We start from the raw sequence: 20115 nt of genomic DNA on the forward strand, positions 1-20115 counted from the left end.
GAACAGCCAATGAACGCCATACCTCTGGAACACGGACTGGCCCTCGCCGGCGCCCTGTTCGCCCTTGGCCTGGTGGGCCTGATGGTCCGCCGCAATATCCTCTTCGTGCTCATGAGTCTGGAAATCATGATGAACGCCGCCGCCCTGGCCTTCGTGGTCGCGGGTAGCCGTTGGGGCGCTCCCGACGGCCAGGTGATGTTCATCCTGGTGCTGAGCCTGGCCGCCGCCGAGGCCAGTATCGGCCTGGCGATCCTGCTGCAGCTCTATCGCCGCTTCCACACCCTCGACGTCGATGCCGCCAGCGAGATGCACGGATGAACCTGCTACCCCTCACCTTCGCCTTTCCCCTGGTCGGCTACTTCCTGCTGGCCTTCTCCCGCGGTCGGCTGTCGGAGAATCTCTCCGCGCTGATTGGCGTGGGTTCGGTGGGCCTGGCGGCGCTGGTCGCCGCCTGGGTCGGCTGGAACTTCCACGTCGCGCCGCCCGCCGACGGCCACCTGACCCTCGTCCTCTGGCAGTGGATGAACGTGGAGGGCTTCGCGCCCAACATGGCTCTCTACCTGGACGGCCTGTCGCTGACCATGCTTGGCGTGGTCACTGGCGTCGGCTTCCTGATCCACCTGTTCGCCTCGTGGTACATGCGTGGTGAAGAGGGCTACTCGCGCTTCTTCGCCTACACCAACCTGTTCATCTTCAGCATGTTGCTGCTGGTCCTCGGCGACAACCTGCTGCTGCTGTACTTCGGTTGGGAAGGCGTGGGCCTGTGCAGCTACCTGCTGATCGGCTTCTACTACAGCGAGCGCGCCAACGGCAACGCCGCGCTGAAGGCCTTCATCGTCACCCGCGTCGGTGACGTCTTCATGGCCTTCGGTCTGTTCATCCTGTTCATGACCCTGGGCACCCTGGACATCCAGGAGCTGCTGCAGAAGGCGCCCGACGTCTTCGCCAGCGGTGATCCGCTGATCGTGCTGGCCACCCTGGCCCTGCTCGGCGGCGCCGTCGGCAAATCGGCCCAGCTGCCGCTGCAGACCTGGTTGGCGGACGCCATGGCTGGTCCCACTCCGGTTTCGGCGCTGATCCACGCCGCGACCATGGTGACCGCGGGCGTTTACCTGATCGCCCGGACCCACGGCCTGTTCCTGCTGGCGCCGGAGATCCTCCACCTGGTCGGTATCGTCGGTGCCGTGACCCTGGTACTGGCGGGCTTCGCCGCTCTGGTGCAGACCGACATCAAGCGCATCCTGGCCTACTCCACCATGAGCCAGATCGGCTACATGTTCCTGGCCCTGGGCGTGGGTGCCTGGCAACCGGCAATCTTCCACCTGATGATCCACGCCTTCTTCAAGGCGCTGCTGTTCCTCGCCTCGGGCTCGGTGATCCTGGCCTGCCACCACGAGCAGAACATCTTCAAGATGGGCGGCCTGTGGAAGAAGATCCCCCTGGCCTATGCCAGCTTCGTGGTGGGTGGCTCGGCGCTGGCGGCATTGCCGCTGGTGACCGCCGGCTTCTACTCCAAGGACGAGATCCTCTGGGAAGCCCTCGCCAGCGGTCATACCTACCTGCTCTACGCAGGCCTGGCCGGTGCCTTCCTGACCTCGATCTACACCTTCCGCCTGATCTTCATCACCTTCCATGGCGAGGCGCATACCGAGGCCCATGCCGGCCACGGCATCGCCCACAACCTGCCGCTGGCGGTACTGCTGGTGCTCTCGACCTTCGTCGGCGCGCTGATCGTGCCACCCCTGGCAGGTGTGCTGCCGGAATCGATCGGGCATGCCGGTGGTGAAGCCAAGCATTCCCTGGAGATCACTTCGGGAGCCATCGCCATCGCCGGTATCCTGCTGGCCGCCCTGCTCTTCCTTGGCAAGCGTTCCTTCGTGACCGCCCTGGCCAAGAGCGCGCCGGGTCGCTTCTTCGGGACCTGGTGGTATCACGCCTGGGGCTTCGACTGGCTGTACGACCTGATTTTCGTCAAGCCGTACCTGCTGCTGGCCCGCCTGCTGCGCCGTGATCCCTTCGACCAGGCCATTGGCCTGATTCCGATGGTGGCTCGCGGTGGCAACCTGGCACTGAGCATCACCGAGAACGGCCGTCTGCGCTGGTACGCGGCTTCCATCGTGGGAGGCGCCGTGCTGTTGCTCGGCGCGCTGCTGCTGGCCTGACCCCCTGACTAAGGATAAGTACACGTCATGCTTCTGCCCTGGCTAATCCTGATCCCCTTCATCGGCGGCCTGCTCTGCTTCCTCACGGAAAAGACCGGCCCGCTGGTGCCCCGCTGGATCGCCCTGTTCACCATGCTGCTGGAGCTGGTACTCGGCCTGTGGCTGTGGGCCCATGGCGACTACAGCCTGGCTCCCGCCCCTGGCGCCGAAACCGCCTGGACCGCGGAATTCCAGATGAGCTGGATTCCGCGCTTCGGCATCAGCCTGCACTTCGGTCTCGATGGCCTGTCGCTGCTGATGATCCTGCTCACCGGCCTGCTCGGTGTGCTGGCGGTAACCTGCTCCTGGCGCGAAGTGCAGCGCCACGTCGGCTTCTTCCACCTCAACCTGCTATGGATCATCGGCGGCGTGGTGGGGGTGTTCCTGGCGCTGGACCTGTTCCTGTTCTTCTTCTTCTGGGAGATGATGCTGGTGCCGATGTACTTCCTGATCGCGCTGTGGGGCCATAGCTCCGCGGACGGCAAGAAGAGCCGCATCACCGCCGCCACCAAGTTCTTCATCTTTACCCAGGCCAGCGGTCTGATCATGCTGGTGGCGATCGTTGCCCTGGTACTGGTGAACTACGGTGCCACCGGCGTCCTGACCTTCGACTACGAAGACCTGCTGCAACTGCAGCTGGATCCCAAGCTGGAGTACCTGCTGATGCTGGGCTTCTTCATCGCCTTCGCGGTGAAGCTGCCGGTGGTGCCGCTGCACTCCTGGCTGCCCGATGCCCACGCCCAGGCGCCGACCGCCGGTTCCGTCGACCTGGCCGGTATCCTGCTCAAGACCGCCGCCTATGGCCTGCTGCGCTTCGCCATCCCGCTGTTCCCCAACGCCTCGGCGGAATTCGCGCCGATCGCCATGTGGCTGGGCATCATTGGCATCTTCTACGGCGCCATCCTGTCGTTCGCCCAGACCGACATCAAGCGCCTGGTGGCCTACTCCAGCGTCTCGCACATGGGCTTCGTGCTGATCGGCATCTACTCCGGCAGCCCCCAGGCGCTGCAGGGCGTGGTGGTACAGATGATCGCCCACGGCCTCTCCGCCGCCGGTCTGTTCATCCTCTGCGGCCAGCTCTACGAGCGCATGCATACCCGTGACATGCGCGAGATGGGCGGTCTCTGGGCACGCCTGCCCTACCTGCCGGCCTTGAGTCTGTTCTTCGCCTCGGCATCCCTGGGCCTGCCAGGCACCGGCAACTTCGTCGGTGAATTCCTGATCCTGCTGGGCGCCTTCCCGGTCGTGCCGATGATCACCGTCATCGCCACCTTCGGCCTGGTGTTCGCCTCGGTCTATTCGCTGATCATGATCCACCGCGCCTACTTCGGTCCGGCCAAGGCCGAAGGCGCGCTACCGGGTCTGAACGCACGGGAACTGTCGATGCTGCTGTTGCTTGGCGTGCTGCTGGTGCTGCTCGGCGTCTACCCGCAGCCGGTGCTGGATACCTCGGCCGCGAGCATGGCCGGTGTTCAGCAGTGGCTCGGCGAAGCCTTCTCCTCTCTCGTTTCCGCCCGGTAAGAGCGCCATGACCTTTACCTACGAACACTTCATCGCCCTCCTGCCGATCATCATCACCGGCCTCACCGCCGTGGTGGTGATGCTGGGCATCGCCTGGCGGCGGGATCACACCATCATTCCCACCCTGGGCGTGATCGGTCTCAACCTGGCCCTGCTGTCCTGCATCCCGGCCCTCGGCGTCGGCGCCATCGACGTCACCCCGCTGCTGCGCATCGACGGCTTCAGCTGCTTCTACATGGCACTGATCCTGATCGCCACCCTGGCCTGCATGACCCTGTCGCATGCCTACATGGAAGGCTATCCGGGCAACCGTGAAGAGCTGTACCTGCTGCTGCTGATCTCCGCCACCGGTGGTCTGGTGCTGGTGGCGGCGCAAAACGTCGCTGGCCTGTTCATCGGCCTGGAACTGCTGTCGGTGCCGGTCTACGGCCTGGTGGCCTACAGCTACTTCAACCGCCGCTCCCTGGAAGCCGGCATGAAGTACCTGGTGCTGTCCGCCGCCGGCTCGGCCATCCTGCTGTTCGGCATGGCCCTGCTCTATGCCCAGTCCGGTAGCCTGAACTTCGCCGACATCGGCATGCAGATGGACGCCCCGGCCAGCACCGGCCTGCTGATGGAAATCGGCCTCGGCATGCTGATCGTCGGCCTCGGCTTCAAGCTGTCCCTGGTACCCTTCCACCTGTGGACCCCGGACGTGTACGAAGGCTCGCCGGCTCCGGTTGGCGCCTTCCTGGCCACCGCCAGCAAGGTCGCTGTCTTCGCCGTGCTGGTGCGGGTGTTCCAGACCATGCCCATGGCCAGCGATGACGGCTGGCTGCACGATGCCATCGCCTTCATCGCCATCGCCTCCATGCTGGTGGGCAACCTGCTGGCGCTGATGCAGAGCAACCTCAAGCGCCTGCTGGGTTATTCCTCCATCTCCCACTTCGGCTACCTGCTGGTGGCGGTGGCGTCGGGCGAAGGCCTGTCGATGGAAGCCGTGGCGGTCTATCTGGTGACCTATGTCTTCACCAGCCTGGGTGCCTTCGGCGTGATTACCCTGATGTCCAGCCCGAGCAACGGCCAGCGTGATGCCGATGCGCTGTTCGAGTACCGCGGCCTGTTCTGGCGCCGTCCGTACCTGACCGCAGCGCTGACGGTGATGATGCTGTCCCTGGCCGGCATCCCCCTCACCGCCGGTTTCATCGGCAAGTTCTACGTCATTACCGTGGGCGTGGAAGCGGGCATGTGGTGGCAGACCGCGGCCATCGTGCTGGGCAGCGCCATCGGCCTGTTCTACTACCTGCGCGTGATGGTCACCCTGTACCTGACCGAGCAGGGCCTGCAGCGCCATGACGCGCCGATGAACTGGGGGCAACGCGCCGGTGGCGTGATGCTGATCGCCATTTCCATCGCCACCTTCGTCCTGGGCGTCTATCCGCAGCCGCTGCTGCAACTGGCGCAGCTGACGGTGTTCTGATCCCAGGCACCGCCCACGATCCCCGCTTCGGCGGGGATCGTCGTTTCTAGCACCTGTGAAACAGCGCCCTTGGCAGGGTCGCACCGCGACCGCTACCCTCGACCCCTACTCCGCTTTCCTCTGCCCTTTTCTGGAGCCCCCTTTTTCCCATGCCTGCGTTGAAACCCCTCGCCCTGACCATTGGCCTGCTGCTCGGCAGCCAGGCTTTCGCCGCCCCTGTCTTCGACGTCACCGAACTGGGTGACCCGGCCACCGCTTGTAGCGACCTCGACACCTTCGTCAACCAGAAATGGGTCTCGGCCAATCCCATCCCGCCGGACAAGTCGCGCTGGGGTTCCTTCATGGCCCTGGGCGAAAAATCGCTCAACGACCAGCACGCCATCCTGCAGCGCGCAGCCCGCACGGCGGATCGCGCGGAACAGGGTTCGATAGAACAGAAGGTCGGTTGGCTGTATCGCTCGGGCATGGACGAAGCCGCCATCGAGCGCGCCGGCTATCAGCCAATCCAGGCGCAGCTGGCAGCCATCGACCGACTGCGCACCTCGGCCGATGTGGTGGCCTATCTCCAGAAGAGCTTTGCCCGAGGCGACATGCAGGTGTTCTCCTTCGGCTCCGGTGCCGACTACCAGAACGCCAAGCAGCAGATCGCCTATGCCTACCAGGGTGGCCTGGGCCTGCCGACACCCGATTACTACACCGAGGCCGACTACGCCAAGCTACGCCAGGCCTACCTGGGTCATCTCGCACGGCTGCTGACCCTGACCGGCGTACCCAAAGCCCAGGCGGCCGCCCAGGCCGAGCTGGTGCTGGCCTTCGAAAGTCGCCTGGCACGTGCCTCGGTCAAGCCGGTGGATCTGCGCAATCCGGAAAACCAGTATCACTACCTGAGCTTCGCCGAAGCCAACAAGGTCACGCCGCACTTCGACTGGCAGGCTTTCTTCGCCAGCCAAGGCGTCACCGCCCAGCAGGGCTTTTCCTTGTCCCAGCCCGGCTTCTTCGCCGAGTTCGACCGCATGCTGGCCGAGACGCCCATCGAACAGTGGCAGGCCTATCTGCGCGCCCACGTGATCGATGACGCCGCGCCGCTGCTGTCCAAGCCCTTCCAGCAGGAGAGCTTCGAATTCAACCAGAAGACTCTAAGCGGCCAGCAGCAACAGAGCGAGCGCTGGAAGCGGGTGCTGAGCGCGGTCAATGGCGCCATGGGCGAAGGGCTCGGCCAGCTCTATGTGCAGGAGCACTTCTCGCCCCAGGCCAAGGCGCGGGCCCAGGAACTGGTGGACAACGTGATGCTGGCGCTTCGCGCCCGCATCGAGAAGCTCGACTGGATGAGCCCGGAGACCAAGCAGAAGGCCCTGGCCAAGTGGGACAGCTTCCTGCCCAAGATCGGCTACCCCGAGCGCTGGCGGGACTGGAGCGGCCTGACGCTCAAGCCGCAGGGCTTCTACGCCAACCTGGAAGCTGCCTCGCGTTTCAACTATCGCCATGACCTGGACAAGATCGGCAAGCCCACCGACCGCCAGGAATGGGGCATGTACCCGCAGACGGTGAATGCCTACTACAGCCCCACTGACAACACCATCAACTTCCCCGCCGCCATCCTGCAGCCACCGTTCTTCTATCCAGATGGCGACGATGCCATCAACTATGGCGGCATCGGCGCGGTGATCGGCCACGAGGCCAGCCATGGCTTCGACGACCAGGGCAGCAAGTTCGACGGCGCGGGCAACCAGGTGGACTGGTGGACCCCGGCCGATCGCAAGGCCTTCGAGGCCCGTACCGGCAAGCTGGTGGAGCAGTTCGACAACTACCATCCGCTGCCCGACCATCCTGAGCTGCACGTCAACGGCAAGCTCACCCTGGGCGAGAACATCGGCGACCTCGGCGGCATCAACGCGGCCTATGACGCCCTGCAACTGGCCCTAGCCAAGAAGCCGGAAGAAGCCGATCGCAAGATCGATGGCTACACCCAAGAGCAGCGCTTCTTCCTCAACTGGGCACGGGTCTGGCGGGGCTCGATCCGTGAAGAACAGGCGCGCCTGTTCCTCAACACCGATCCCCATGCCCCCATGAAATTCCGCGCCATTGGGGCGCCCTCCAACATGCCGTCGTTCGCGAAGGCGTTCAGCTGCAAGGCGGGTGATGCCATGGTCCGGCCGGACGGGAAACGCGTGGAAATCTGGTAGTGCTCCAGGGGCGTCAGGCAGTCGGGTATCGCTTTTGCATTGCCCGTCACCTCTCCCCTCCGGCGCCCCGTCCATGCCCCTAGAACTCGCCTTCGCCGAAGCCACTGCGACCGGTCCACGCAAGGAAAACCAGGACGCCTTGCGCAGTGTCCAGCCCAGCGCGGCGCTGGCAGCCACCAAGGGGCACCTGTTCGCCCTGGCCGATGGTGTCAGCGGTTGTCCGGATGGTGGACTCGCCGCGCGTGCCACCCTGCAGGCGCTGGCCCAGGACTATTATTCCACCCCGGAAACCTGGCCGGTGGCCCAGGCCCTGGAGCGGTTGCTGCTGGCGCAGAATCGCTGGCTGCAGGCCGCCGGCAATGGCCAACCGCTGCTGACCACCCTGACGGCCCTGGTGATCCGCGGACGGCGCTTTACCCTGGCCCATGTCGGTGATTGCCGCGCCTATCGCTGGCACGGTGGTCGGCTGGCCTGTCTCACCGTCGACCACGTCTGGCAGCAGGCGGGCATGCAGCATGTGTTGACCCGCGCCCTGGGGCTGGAAAACCACCTGGTGGTGGATTTTCGCGAAGGCGAACTGGAAACCGGCGAGACGCTACTGCTGGTCAGCGACGGCGTCTGGGCGGCGCTGGGCGAAGACAGCATGAGGCGTATTCTCGTCGACGGCGTGACCGACCTGGATGCCACCGCCCAGGCGCTGGTGACCGGGGCGCTGCACGCCGGCGGCCAGGACAATGCCAGCGCCCTGCTGGTACGGGTCGACCGCCTGCCCGACATCTCCCTGGCCGATACCCTGGCCAACGCCGATACCTGGCCACCGCTGCCCGCCTTGAAGCCCGGCCAGGCCTTCGAAGGCTGGACGGTGGTCGAGCGCCTAGCGGAGTCGCGGCAATCGCTGCTCTATCGCGTCCACGACGAGCGTGACCGCCCCTGGCTACTCAAGACCCTGCCCGCGGCGCTGCAATCCGACACCCTGGCTGGTCATGCCCTGCTCATGGAGGAATGGTTCCTGCGCCGCGTCGCCGGCCGTGCCTTCGTCGAGGTACACCCCTTGCCCAGGCGGGCGCATCTCTACTTCGTTCAGCGTGAGTACCCAGGGCGGACGCTGGCGCAGCAGCTAACCAGCGAAGGGCCCTTGGCGCTGGCCGACTGGCTGGACGTGGCGTCGCGCCTGTTGCGCGCCCTCGGCCAGCTGCACAGACGCAACATCCTCCATCGCGACATCAAGCCGGACAACCTGCATCGCGGCCTGGACGGCGAATTGCGCCTGCTGGACTTCGGCCTGGCCTATTGCCCGCAGTTGTCCGAGGATCTGCAGGACAGCCCGGGCACCCCCAGCTATCGCGCGCCAGAGTCCTTCGAAGGCGCCGAGCCAAGTCCGGCCCAGGATCTCTATGCGGCCGGGGTGACCCTCTACCAGCTGCTGACGGGTGGCTATCCCTACGGCGAGGTGGAACCCTTCCAGCGCCCCCGCTTCGGCGCGCCCGCCAGCGTCCTGCGCCGGCGCCCGGATGCGCCGGCCTGGCTCGAAGACTGGCTGCAACGCGCCGTGGCAGTGGATCCCAATGAGCGCTTCGAGACCGCCGAAGAAGCGCTGCTGCTCTTGGAACAGGGCGAACGCCAACCTCTGGCCCGGCCCCTGCCGCTGCTGCAGCGCGATCCCCTGCGCACCTGGCAGATCGTGGCGGCCTGTTCGCTGACGCTGAATCTGCTGCTGATACTGCTCTTGCTCTATCGACATTGAACGGCCCAAGGCATGCCCTCTTTTGCAGCACACTGCGCACAAAGGAGGCAGCCGGGTGTGATTTTTTCACCGCCAACAGCCAGAATGGACGGATCTGGGCCTTGGCATGAAGCCTGCAAACCCATCCATTACATAGGTCTTTCTTCAACGGCGAGGAAAGACCCTCCGGACAAAGGCGTCCCAGCTGCTTGCAGCGGGACGCCTTTTTTTTGCGTTACAGTCTCCACCCTGGATACGAGAGGTCACTACATGAGCGGGAAAGTCTGGTTGATCGGTGCCGGCCCTGGCGATCCCGAGTTGCTGACGCTCAAGGCCGTGCGCGCCCTGGGCGAGGCCGAGGTGGTGATGATCGACGACCTGGTCAACCCGGCGGTGCTCGAACACTGCCCGACCGCCCGGGTGATCCGCGTCGGCAAGCGCGGTGGTTGTCGCTCCACGCCCCAGGCCTTCATCCACCGGCTGATGCTGCGCTATGCCCGCCAGGGCCGTTGCGTGGCCCGGCTCAAGGGCGGCGATCCCTGCATCTTCGGTCGCGCCGGCGAGGAAGCCGAATGGCTGGCCGCCCGCGGTGTCGGCAGCGAGATCGTCAACGGCATCACTGCCGGCCTGGCCGGTGCCACCGCCTGCGGCATCTCCCTGACCTTGAGGGGCGTGGCCCGCGGCGTGACCCTGGTCACCGCCCACACCCAGGACGACACGGCGCCCAACTGGGCCGCCCTGGCAGCTACCGGTACCACCCTGGTGGTCTACATGGGCGTGGCCCGGCTCAGCGAGATTCAGCAAGGCCTGCTGGACGGCGGCTTGCCATTGGCTACGCCGGTAGCCATGATCGAGAACGCCTCCCTGCCCAGCCAGCGCGAATGCCGCTCGACCCTGCAGGAGCTGCAGGTGGACGCCGCGCTCTTCCAGTTGAAGAGCCCGGCGATCCTGGTGATCGGCGAGGTGGTGGGCCAGGCGGCTCTGCAGCAGGCCTTGAGCTACGCCGCCCAGGCCTGAGCGGCGAACTCCAGAGCCCAGCCGCCGTTCCTATGGGTAATCCCCTAGCAGAGCGGCGCCCATGGACCTCGTCATCGCCCGCCCGGACGGTCTCTATTGCCCGCCTGGCGACTTCTACATCGATCCCTGGCATCCGGTGGAGCGCTCGGTCATCACCCATGGCCACGGCGACCACGCCCGGGTGGGCAATGGTCACTACCTGGCCACCTCGGGCAGCGCTGGCATCCTACGCGCGCGATTGGGCGCCGATATCAACCTCCAGACCCTGGAATACGGCGAGGTCATCGACCACCACGGGGTCAAGCTGAGCTTTCATCCCGCCGGCCATGTACTGGGCTCGGCCCAGGTGCGCCTGGAATACCGGGGCGAGGTCTGGGTGGCCTCGGGCGACTACAAGGTCGAGCCCGACGGTACCTGCACCCCCTTCGAGCCGGTGCGCTGCCATACCTTCATCACCGAATCCACCTTCGGCCTGCCGATCTATCGCTGGCGGCCCCAGGCGGAGATCTTCGCCGAGGTCAACGCCTGGTGGCGCGCCAACCAGGCCCAGGGGCTGGCCAGCGTGCTCTACTGCTATGCCTTCGGCAAGGCGCAACGCCTCCTGCACGGGCTCGATCCGGAGATCGGCCCGATCCTCGCCCATGGTGCGGTGGAGCCGCTCAACCGGGTCTATCGCGAGGCCGGCATCCGCATCCCGGAAACCCACTATGCCGGCGACTTCAAGAAGAGCGATCCCTTGCTGCGCCAGGCGCTGATCATCGCCCCGCCCTCGGCCGGCGGCAGCACCTGGATCCGCCGCTTCGGCGAGCACAGCGATGCCTTCGCCAGCGGCTGGATGATGCTGCGCGGCACCCGCCGCCGACGTGGGGTGGATCGCGGCTTCGTGCTCTCCGACCATGCCGACTGGCCGGGCCTGCTGTGGGCCATCGAGCAGACCGGCGCCGAACGGGTGATGGTCACCCACGGCTCGGTCGCCACCCTGGTGCGCTATCTGCGTGACAAGGGCCTGGATGCCCAGGGCTTCACCACCGAATACGGTGAGGAAGACGATACCCCCTTCGCCACGGAGACCCAGGCATGAAGGCCTTCGCCGAGCTCTATGGCCGTCTCGACGCCACGACGTCCAGCAACGCCAAGCTGGCCGCCCTGGTGGACTACTTCGGCAGCGCCCCGGCCGCCGATGCCGCCTGGGCGGTGTACTTCCTCGCCGGCGGCCGCCCCCGGCGCCTGGTGCCGACCCGGCAGCTGCGTGAGCTGACCATGGCCCTCTCCGGCCTGCCCGAGTGGCTGTTCGAGGAGAGCTACCAGGCGGTAGGCGACCTGGCCGAAACCATGGCGCTGCTGATTCCCACCGCCGATGCCGCCAACGCGGAAGGCCTGGCCTTCTGGCTGGAAGAATACCTGCTGCCCCTGCGCGGCCTGTCGCCGGAGGAGCTGGCCGAGCGTCTGCCGCCGCTCTGGGACCAGCTGGATCGCCAGAGCCTGATGGTCTGCATCAAGCTGATCACCGGTGAATTCCGCGTCGGCGTTTCCAAGCTGCTGGTGACCCGCGCGCTGGCCACCCTGGCGGACTTGGATCCCAAGCGGGTCGCCCAGCGCCTGGTGGGTTATACCGACCTTTCCCACCGCCCCACCGCCGAGGGCTATGCGCGCCTGGTCGCCCCGGAAAGTCCGGACGAACACGCCCAGCGCGGTGGCCAACCCTACCCCTTCTTTCTCGCCCATGCCCTGCAACTGCCGGTGGAGCAATTCGAGGCGCAATTGGGTCCGGCCGAAGACTGGCAGGTGGAATGGAAGTGGGACGGCATCCGCGCCCAGCTGGTCAAGCGTGACGGCCGGCTGTGGATCTGGTCGCGGGGCGAGGACCTGGTCACCGATCGCTTTCCCGAACTGCATCCCCTCGTGGAATCGCTGCCCGATGGCACCGTGATCGATGGCGAGATCGTGGTCTGGAAGGAAGACGCCGCCCCCGACACCCTGCTCAGCAGCGAGGAAGTCAGCGAGCACCAGGACGCCCGCGATCCAGCCGCGCCCATCCCCTTCGGCGTGCAGCCCTTCGCCCTGCTCCAGCAGCGCATCGGCCGCAAGACCTTGGGCAAGAAGATCCTGGAGGACGTACCGGTCATCCTGCTCGCCTACGACCTGCTCGAATGGCAAGGTCATGACCTGCGCAGCCAACCGCAACGGCAGCGTCGCGCCGAGCTGGAACGGGTGGTAGCGCACTGTGCCAGTCCGCTGTTGCGTCCCTCACCGCTGCTGCACGGGCGCGACTGGCAGGATCTTGCCCGCCAGCGCGAGGCCTCTCGCACCCTGGGCGTGGAAGGCATGATGCTCAAGGCACAGGACTCGCTCTATGGCGTTGGCCGCACCAAGGACATGGGCACCTGGTGGAAATGGAAGGTCGATCCCTTCTCGGTGGACGCTGTGCTCATCTATGCCCAGCGTGGCCATGGACGCCGCGCCAGTCTCTATTCCGACTACACCTTCGCTGTCTGGGACGGTCCGCCGGAGAGTTCCGAACGCACCCTGGTGCCCTTCGCCAAGGCCTACTCCGGTCTCACGGACGAGGAGATGCGCAAGGTGGATGCCATCGTCCGGCGCACCACGGTGGAGAAGTTCGGGCCGGTACGCAGCGTCGAGCCGACCCTGGTGTTCGAGCTGGGCTTCGAAGGGATTGCCCTGTCCAAGCGCCACAAGAGTGGTGTCGCCGTGCGCTTTCCGCGGATGCTGCGCTGGCGCCATGACAAGCCGGTGGCCGAAGCCGATACCCTCGACATCCTGCAGAATCTCCTGGCCTGAGCCATGGCAGGCCAGTCACCCCCTCCTGTTGCCGATGGCGCCATAGGCGCGCCTCAGGAGCCCCGCTGGGCCCTGGCGCTGGCCTGTCTGCCGGCGCTGGCGGTGATCCTGCTCACCGGATGGTGGACCGGTGCCTGGCTACCCTGCGTGGTGGCCCTCGGTGGCGCCTACACGGTCGGCTTCGGCGCCTACAAGAGCTTTGCCGCCGAACCCCTGGCGCCCATGCTGGTGGCTGCCCTGGGCATGGCCTGTTCGGCGGTGGTCGGCTCGTTGCTCGGTCATCAGCTACCGGCGCTGGTGCTCGTCGGCGCCCTTTGGGCAGCCTGCTGCGCCTGGCTGTTCGCCGTCGGCAACGGCCCCTGGTGGATCACCCAGCAATGGACCGTGGCCCTGCTGGTGGCCGGTGGCTTTCCAGGCGACCTGCAGCAGGCGGTCTGGCGCGGCGGCCTGGTGCTCGCCGGCGGCCTGCTGCAACTGGCGCTCTTCGCCCTCCTGCAAAAGGCACTCTACCGCTCCCAATGGCGCCTGCGTACCGGCTCGCTCAGGACCCACCTGCGCGAGGTGGTGGTGCTATTCGAGGACAGATTCCGCCTTGGCCGCTATGGCTTCTATGCCGCCGCCGTGGTCGCCCTTTGCCAGATCCTGACCGGCCTGCTCGATTATGGTCATGGCTACTGGGCCCCCATGACCGCCCTGCTGGTGCTCAAGCCACGGCTGGGCGACACCTGGCGCCGTGGGCTGGGTCGACTGGGCGGCACCCTGGCCGGCTGCCTGCTGGCGGGCGCGGTGGTCTGGCTCGACAACACGCCCCTCGTCCTGGCTGGTGCCTGCCTGCTGTGCGCGGCGGGCGCCTATCTGCTGCAGGACGGACGCTATTCATGGCAGACCCTGTTCATCACCGGCACCACGGTGCTGATGGTCGCCTTGGCGGGTGCTCCCGAAGCCAGCATCGCCCTGGAACGCCTGGGCAGTACTCTGCTCGGAGGCGGCGTGGCCCTGCTCTTTCTTGCCCTGGAAGCCGGCGTCGAGCGTGCGCTTGCACGGCTTCAACGTGATCGGCGGGTGCGCCAGGCGAATACCGCCAAGCCGACCAGGGCGCCCAGGTAGCTGCCATCGTGCATCCAGGCCGCCAGCAGGAAACCTCGGCTATCCCGCACGCAAGCGGGTACCTGCTGCATACGACCCAGGTCCAGGGCGACCCAGCCCAGGGCCAGGCCCAGCAAGGCGAAGGCCAGGGCGCCAAGCAAGACAGCGCCGATCCCGCGCCAGAGACCTCGATCAGCGGCAGCACGCCGGTGGGTCAGCCAGAGCAGAACCAGCCCCAAGGGCAGTCCTGCGGCCGCCCCGGCCAGCACCCCGACCTGCGCGGCCCGCCAACGTGGCGCCACCTCCGAATCGAGCAGGCCGAACTGGGGGAATTTCAGACAGCTGAAGTATTCCGGACCTATGCCATAGCTGAGCTGGTCATGCAGCGCGCCATAGAGTGCGGCCAAGGCTACCAAGGCCAGCAGGCGCGCCAGTTGCCGGACCAGCCCCGGGGCGGTCATCTAGCCCAGCTCCTTATAGAAGCTGTGCAGCCCAGTCCCCAGAGGTCGCGGCAGATAGCCGCAGTGCCGGTAGCCGCAGCGCTCATAGAAGGCAGCCGCCTGCGCAGTGCGCAGATAGGCCACCCGGGCACCTTGGGCGCGGGCATGGTCTTCCGCCTGTTGCAGCAACCGCCTGCCCAGGCCTCGCTGACGATAGGCCTCGTCCACCCAGAGCACCTCGATCTCCAGGCCCTGCCAGAACACCCGGCCGAGCACGCCCGCGATGACGCGATTGGCCTCTGTGATTACAAGCTGCAGGGGAAGATCGGCTGATTCGTCCGCCAACAGCGGATGCTGGGCGCTGACGAAGGCCTGAAAACCCTGAGCGACCGCCGCGACCTGGGCAGCCGTCGCCACCTGGATCGCGCCGGAAGCCAACCCGTTTTGCCCCTTGGTCATCCGGTCTTCCTCCCGTTTCCTTTGCACACAGCCGCAGTGGATGATTGCTACCTAACGGAGACGGCCTCTATTGCAACGGGCTCTTCTGCTACCTTTCTGCCCACCTTTGGCGCAGCCGTGTCTTTTTAGACCCAAAGCGGTGCACTCGTCCGCACCAGGCAGGAAAGCCGCGCCGTTCCGGTGCATAATGCGCGCCGCTCGATGCGGCTGGCCGCTACAGGATGTAAACAACGCGGCAACCGCGTACAGATTTGGGACGATCTTCGCCGACTGGTAAGCTTATTGCTCCCGCGAGGGCACGGACGCTGTAATGGCGCCATGATTTCATCCACATTCGCTCTAGGATCCGACATGAAAAAAAGCTGGCTGACTCTCTCTGCGCTCGCCCTGTGTCTGGCCGCCGGTTCGGCGATGGCCAAGGAATGGAAAGAGATCCGCTTCGGTGTGGACACCACCTACCCACCGTTCGAATCCCAGGCCGCCGATGGCAGCTTCGTCGGCTTCGACATCGAGCTGGGCAACGCCATCTGCGAAAAGCTGGCGGTGAAGTGCAAGTGGGTGGTGAGTGACTTCGACGGGCTGATCCCTGGCCTGCGCGCGCGCAAGTTCGATGGCATCCTGTCCTCGCTGACCAAGACCCCGGCGCGTGCCGAGCAGATCGACTTCTCCGACCTGCTGTGGTCGGGCCCCTCCTCCATGGTCGTCAAGGAAGGTTCCAACCTGCAGGCCACCGCGGAAAGCCTGAAGGGCAAGACCGTGGGCGTGCAGCAGGGCACCATCCAGGAGACCTTCGCCAAGCAGAAGCTGGCGCCCAATGGCGTCAACGTGCAGAGCTACCAGAACCAGGATCAGGTCTACGCCGACCTGGTGTCGGGCCGTATCGACGTCGCCATGCAGGACATGCTGCAGGCCGAAGGTGGCTTCATGAAATCGCCCCAGGGCAAGGGCTACGTCAACACCGCCATCCACGACGAGCTGCTGCCGGCCGATACCGCCGTCGGTATCCGCAAGGGCAACGACGAGTTCAAGACCTTCGTCAACAAGGGCATCGCGGCCATCCACGCCGACGGTACCTACGACAAGATTCAGAAGAAGTACTTTGGCGACCTGAACCTCTACGATCCCAAGTAAGGTCGGTTCGGCAGACGCCCCTGGTGCCACCGGGGGCGTTTTACGTATGACCGCCGGCGCTCGCCGCGCCCGCGGACTCACCAGGCGATTCCCCCAAGACGCATGCAGCAGAATTCCTTCGACTCCTTCTTGCAGTCCATCGGACTGGGCACGCTCAGCCTGCATGGCTACGGCCCGCTGATCCTGGAAGGCACCCTGACGACCCTCAAGCTCGCCGGCTTCGCGCTGGTAGTGGCGGTCATCCTCGGCCTGCTCGGCGCCTCGGCCAAGCTGTCGCGCTTCACGCCCCTGCGCTTCATCGCACAGAGCTACACGACCCTGATCCGCGGTGTACCGGACCTGGTGCTGATGCTGCTGATCTTCTACAGCCTGCAGAACTGGCTGGGCGCCCTCACCGACTACATGGGCTGGGACTACATCGACATCGATCCCATGGCCGCCGGTATCGCCACCCTCGGTTTCATCTACGGCGCCTACTTCACCGAGACCTTTCGCGGCGCCATCCTCGCCGTGCCGCGCGGCCAGGGCGAGGCCGCCCTGGCCTACGGCCTGAACCGCTGGCAGACCTTCACCCTGATCACCTTCCCGCAGATGATGAGATTCGCCCTGCCCGGCATCGGCAACAACTGGCAGGTGCTGCTCAAGGCCACCGCGCTGGTCTCCATCATCGGCCTGGCGGACCTGGTGCGTGCCTCCCAGGAAGCCGGCAAGGGGACCTTCAAGCTGTTCTACTTCCTGATCGTCGCCGGCGTCATCTACCTGCTCATCACCGCCGTGACCAATGCCATCCTCGGTGCCCTGGAACGGCGCTATCACGTCGGCGTGCGGGAGGCCAAGCGATGATCGAACTCCTGCAGCAATACTGGAAACCCCTGCTGTGGACCGATGGCTACCACATCACCGGACTGGCCATGACCCTCTGGCTGCTGGTGGCCTCGGTGGTGATCGGCTTCCTGGTCTCGGTGCCCTTGTCGGTGGCGCGGGTATCCGAACGGCGCTGGCTGCGCTGGCCCATCGGCTTCTATACCTATGTCTTCCGCGGCACCCCGCTCTATCTGCAGCTGCTGATCTGCTACACCGGCATCTACAGCCTGGGTTTCGTGCGCGACCAGCCACTGCTGGGCAGTTTCTTCCGTGACGGCCTGAACTGCACCATTCTGGCCTTCGCCCTGAACACCTGCGCCTACACCACCGAGATCTTTGCCGGGGCCATCCGCAACACCCCCCACGGCGAGGTGGAGGCAGCCAAGGCCTACGGCCTGGACGGCTGGCGGCTGTATGTGCACGTGATCCTGCCCTCGGCGCTGCGTCGGTCGCTGCCCTTCTACAGCAACGAAGTCATCATGATGCTGCACTCCACCACCCTGGCCTTCACCGCCACGGTGCCGGATCTGCTCAAGATCGCCCGCGACGCCAACACCGCGACTTTCCTGACCTTCCAGGCCTTTGGCCTGGCCGCGTTGATGTACCTGGCGGTGTCCTTCATCCTGATCGGCCTGTTCCGCCTCGCGGAACGCCGCTGGCTGGCCTTCCTAGGCCCGACCCACTGACCCAAGCGGCCGCGTCCTGCGCGGCCCCGGAGTAGTCATGCGCCATCTCACCCATCAGCTGGTCGCCCCGGTTCCGGGCACCGAGCGCAGCATTCACAGCTTCCACTTCGGCCCCACCGACAGTGGCCGCAAGGTCTATATCCAAGCTTCGCTGCATGCCGACGAATTGCCCGGCATGCTGACCGCCTGGCACCTCAAGCAGCGCCTCAAGGCGCTCGACGCCGCGGGCGAGCTGCTGGCGGAAGTGGTGCTGGTGCCCGTGGCCAACCCCATCGGCCAGGACCAGCAGGTGGCCGACGTCCACCTGGGTCGCTACGAGCTGGAGACCGGCCAGAACTTCAACCGTCGGTTTCGCGACATGACCGCTCAGGTCGAAGCCGCCGTCGCCGAGCGCCTGGGTGACGACATCGCCACCAACCAGGCCCTGGTGCGCGAGGCCTTCCGCACCGCCCTGGCCGCGGAAACCGCTACCACCCAGCTCGACAGCCAACGCCTGATCCTGCAACGCCTGGCCTGCGACGCCGAGGTGGTGCTCGACCTGCATTGTGACTTCGACGCCGTGGCTCACCTCTACACCACGCCGGAAGCCTGGCCCCAGGTGGAGCCGCTGGCACGCTATTTCGGCTCGCAGGCCAGCCTGCTCGCCACCGACTCGGGCGGCCAGTCCTTTGACGAATGCTTCACCCTGCTCTGGTGGAACCTCAACCAGCGCTTCGGCGAGCGCCTGCCGATGGGCAGCCTGTCGGTGACCCTGGAGCTGCGCGGTCAGCTGGACGTGCGCGATGAGCTCGCCGGTCCGGATGCCGATGCCATCGTCCATTACCTGCGTCATCAGGGCTTCGTGAGCGGCCAGGCGGCTCCCCTGCCGCCGCTGCTGGAGCCTGCCACGCCGCTGGCGGCCGTCGAGCCCGTGGCGACCTCCCAGGGTGGCGTGCTGGTGCTCAAGGCCCAGGCCGGCGAGCGCATCGAGGTGGGCCAGGTGCTGGCGCAGGTCATCGATCCCATCAGTGATCGCGTGGAGGAGGTACGCAGTGCGGTCGCCGGTATTCTCTATGCGCGCTCCAATCGCCGCATGGCCACGGCCGGCATGGTGATCGCCCATGTGGCGGGCACCGAGGCCTATCGCAGCGGCTACCTGCTCTCGCCGTGACCCCTATTCCTTTTCACCTGTGGAATCCCTATCCATGTACAAACTGACCGTCGAAGGCCTGCACAAGCGTTACGGCGACCACGAAGTGCTCAAGGGCGTCTCGCTCAAGGCCAAGACCGGCGATGTGGTCAGCCTGATCGGCGCCAGCGGCTCCGGCAAGAGCACCTTCCTGCGCTGCATCAACTTCCTCGAGCAGCCCAACGCCGTGACCATGACCCTGGACGGCGAGACCATCCGCATGGCCGATGACCACGGCGCGGTGCGGGTGGCCGATGCGGCTCAGCTGCAGAATCTGCGCACCCGCCTGGCCATGGTCTTCCAGCACTTCAATCTCTGGAGCCACTTGAGCGTGCTGGACAACATCACCCTGGCGCCACGCAAGGCCCTGGGTGTCGGCAAGGCGGAAGCCGAAGACCGCGCACGCAAGTACCTGGAGAAGGTCGGTCTGGCCGCTAGGGTTGCCGATCAGTACCCGGCGTTCCTGTCCGGTGGCCAGCAGCAACGGGTCGCCATCGCCCGTGCCCTGGCGATGGAGCCGGAGATCATGCTGTTCGACGAGCCCACTTCCGCGCTCGATCCGGAGCTGGTCGGCGAAGTGCTCAAGGTCATCCGCGCTCTCGCGGAAGAAGGTCGCACCATGCTCATGGTGACCCACGAGATGGCCTTTGCACGGGAGGTATCGTCCCAGGTGCTGTTTCTACACCAGGGTGTGGTGGAAGAAGAAGGTCCGCCGAGCGATGTGCTGGTCAATCCGCGCAGTGAGCGGCTACGGCAATTCCTCAGCGGCAATCTCAAGTGATCTCAGGTCCCTGTCGAGGGGCCTCCGCGCAAACCTGGCGCCCTTGGGCTTTCAGGTCCGCGCCCGATCACACTTGAACGCGTCGCTCAGCGACGCTGCTGCTCGTGGCGACGCTGAGCCGCCAACCGCTCCCGCTCCTGGCTGCGAATCGGGATGGCCTTCACCAGGCCGAAACGGGCAAACAGGTCCAGCACCAGGGCTTGTATACGGTCGTTCATGAAAACTCCTCGAGCCAGTGCTCTATCAGGACAGCCACGTCGGGACGGGCCTTGCTGCCCGTCACCCTAAGATATTGAGTCTTCTGCTGCCGATTCAATCCACCAGGCCGCGGTTGTTCGTCGCAATGGCCCTACGCTTTGTCAAAAAGTATGTCCTCGGGCCTGGCAGCCAGGGCGTCATCCGCACCACCCTGCCAGTTGGTGTGTCGATGTTTATTGTTGGAACCCATATCAAATTCGCCTGTCTGGTTACTCTTGGCGAGTTCAATGGATGATCTAGAAACTGACGAATGGCGAAAAAAACCTTGGCCTCGTTGGTTATCATCCAATGGAGATAACGGGTTAGCCGCGGTTTCTCATCTAATAACAACGATGCCAT

General features: G+C 65.6%; 18 protein-coding genes. 15 read left to right on the plus strand and 3 right to left on the minus strand.

Translation table 11 applies throughout. From position 1 onward, the window contains the following. Nucleotides 1-9 precede the first annotated feature (9 nt). The 10 genes from nuoK (at nucleotide 10) to ACWPW1_RS14140 (ending at nucleotide 14010) form a co-directional block, all read left to right on the plus strand. A complete protein-coding gene (gene nuoK / locus ACWPW1_RS14095; RefSeq protein ID WP_007158894.1) occupies nucleotides 10-318 on the plus strand; it encodes an NADH-quinone oxidoreductase subunit NuoK in 309 nt (102 codons plus the stop codon). After that, nucleotides 315-2162: an NADH-quinone oxidoreductase subunit L gene (gene nuoL, locus ACWPW1_RS14100; RefSeq protein WP_271655257.1), complete on the plus strand. Its 1848-nt coding sequence runs from the start codon at nucleotides 315-317 to the stop codon at nucleotides 2160-2162. Before nuoK ends, nuoL begins: the two co-directional genes overlap by 4 nt. A 27-nt stretch (nucleotides 2163-2189) precedes the next feature. Further along, nucleotides 2190-3722 carry an NADH-quinone oxidoreductase subunit M gene (gene nuoM, locus ACWPW1_RS14105; protein ID WP_059315335.1) on the plus strand — a complete coding sequence of 511 codons (1533 nt, stop codon included), beginning with the start codon at nucleotides 2190-2192 and terminating at the stop codon, nucleotides 3720-3722. Between the two features lie 7 nt (nucleotides 3723-3729). Further along, complete coding sequence (nuoN, locus tag ACWPW1_RS14110; protein ID WP_271655258.1) at nucleotides 3730-5181, plus strand: NADH-quinone oxidoreductase subunit NuoN; 1452 nt, start codon at nucleotides 3730-3732, stop codon at nucleotides 5179-5181. Nucleotides 5182-5330: 149 nt separating this feature from the next. Continuing rightward, a complete protein-coding gene (locus ACWPW1_RS14115; RefSeq protein ID WP_434774470.1) occupies nucleotides 5331-7364 on the plus strand; it encodes a M13-type metalloendopeptidase in 2034 nt (677 codons plus the stop codon). A gap of 73 nt (nucleotides 7365-7437) precedes the next feature. Further along, nucleotides 7438-9108, plus strand: a complete 1671-nt coding sequence (locus ACWPW1_RS14120) for a protein kinase domain-containing protein (RefSeq protein WP_454253242.1) — start codon at nucleotides 7438-7440, stop codon at nucleotides 9106-9108. A gap of 249 nt (nucleotides 9109-9357) precedes the next feature. Further along, nucleotides 9358-10104: a uroporphyrinogen-III C-methyltransferase gene (gene cobA, locus ACWPW1_RS14125; RefSeq protein ID WP_059315338.1), complete on the plus strand. Its 747-nt coding sequence runs from the start codon at nucleotides 9358-9360 to the stop codon at nucleotides 10102-10104. A 61-nt stretch (nucleotides 10105-10165) separates the two neighbouring features. After that, nucleotides 10166-11185: a ligase-associated DNA damage response exonuclease gene (locus ACWPW1_RS14130; protein ID WP_454253243.1), complete on the plus strand. Its 1020-nt coding sequence runs from the start codon at nucleotides 10166-10168 to the stop codon at nucleotides 11183-11185. Next, a complete protein-coding gene (locus tag ACWPW1_RS14135) occupies nucleotides 11182-12903 on the plus strand; it encodes an ATP-dependent DNA ligase (RefSeq protein ID WP_454253244.1) in 1722 nt (573 codons plus the stop codon). Before ACWPW1_RS14130 ends, ACWPW1_RS14135 begins: the two co-directional genes overlap by 4 nt. A 3-nt stretch (nucleotides 12904-12906) precedes the next feature. Next, nucleotides 12907-14010, plus strand: a complete 1104-nt coding sequence (locus ACWPW1_RS14140; RefSeq protein WP_059315341.1) for an FUSC family protein — start codon at nucleotides 12907-12909, stop codon at nucleotides 14008-14010. Here ACWPW1_RS14140 and ACWPW1_RS14145 read toward each other — a convergent pair. Both ACWPW1_RS14145 and ACWPW1_RS14150 read right to left on the minus strand, forming a co-directional pair. Beyond that, entirely contained in the window at nucleotides 13950-14450 is a 501-nt protein-coding gene (locus tag ACWPW1_RS14145) for a hypothetical protein (RefSeq protein ID WP_271655264.1), read from the minus strand. The two genes, ACWPW1_RS14140 and ACWPW1_RS14145, sit on opposite strands and share 61 nt — an antisense overlap. Beyond that, nucleotides 14451-14888: a GNAT family N-acetyltransferase gene (locus ACWPW1_RS14150; RefSeq protein WP_454253245.1), complete on the minus strand. Its 438-nt coding sequence runs from the start codon at nucleotides 14886-14888 to the stop codon at nucleotides 14451-14453. A 351-nt stretch (nucleotides 14889-15239) separates the two neighbouring features. Here ACWPW1_RS14150 and ACWPW1_RS14155 point away from each other — a divergent pair, with 351 nt between their 5' ends. The 5 genes from ACWPW1_RS14155 (at nucleotide 15240) to ACWPW1_RS14175 (ending at nucleotide 19518) form a co-directional block, all read left to right on the plus strand. Beyond that, entirely contained in the window at nucleotides 15240-16019 is a 780-nt protein-coding gene (locus tag ACWPW1_RS14155) for a transporter substrate-binding domain-containing protein (RefSeq protein ID WP_059315344.1), read from the plus strand. A 102-nt stretch (nucleotides 16020-16121) separates the two neighbouring features. Continuing rightward, a complete protein-coding gene (locus tag ACWPW1_RS14160) occupies nucleotides 16122-16862 on the plus strand; it encodes an ABC transporter permease (RefSeq protein WP_059315345.1) in 741 nt (246 codons plus the stop codon). Further along, entirely contained in the window at nucleotides 16859-17569 is a 711-nt protein-coding gene (locus tag ACWPW1_RS14165) for an ABC transporter permease (protein WP_059315346.1), read from the plus strand. The genes ACWPW1_RS14160 and ACWPW1_RS14165 overlap by 4 nt, the downstream gene beginning before the upstream one ends. 37 nt (nucleotides 17570-17606) lie before the next feature. Then, nucleotides 17607-18719 carry a succinylglutamate desuccinylase/aspartoacylase family protein gene (locus tag ACWPW1_RS14170; protein ID WP_454253246.1) on the plus strand — a complete coding sequence of 371 codons (1113 nt, stop codon included), beginning with the start codon at nucleotides 17607-17609 and terminating at the stop codon, nucleotides 18717-18719. 34 nt (nucleotides 18720-18753) lie between these two features. Continuing rightward, nucleotides 18754-19518 carry an ABC transporter ATP-binding protein gene (locus ACWPW1_RS14175; protein ID WP_059315348.1) on the plus strand — a complete coding sequence of 255 codons (765 nt, stop codon included), beginning with the start codon at nucleotides 18754-18756 and terminating at the stop codon, nucleotides 19516-19518. Between the two features lie 86 nt (nucleotides 19519-19604). On the opposite strand, the gene ACWPW1_RS14180 is transcribed toward ACWPW1_RS14175, so the two are convergent. Then, nucleotides 19605-19736 (minus strand): hypothetical protein, encoded by a 132-nt coding sequence (locus ACWPW1_RS14180; protein ID WP_257721099.1) that lies wholly within the window; start codon nucleotides 19734-19736, stop codon nucleotides 19605-19607. Nucleotides 19737-20115 lie beyond the last annotated feature (379 nt).

The sequence above is a fragment of the Pseudomonas sp. Marseille-Q7302 genome, from assembly GCF_965111925.1.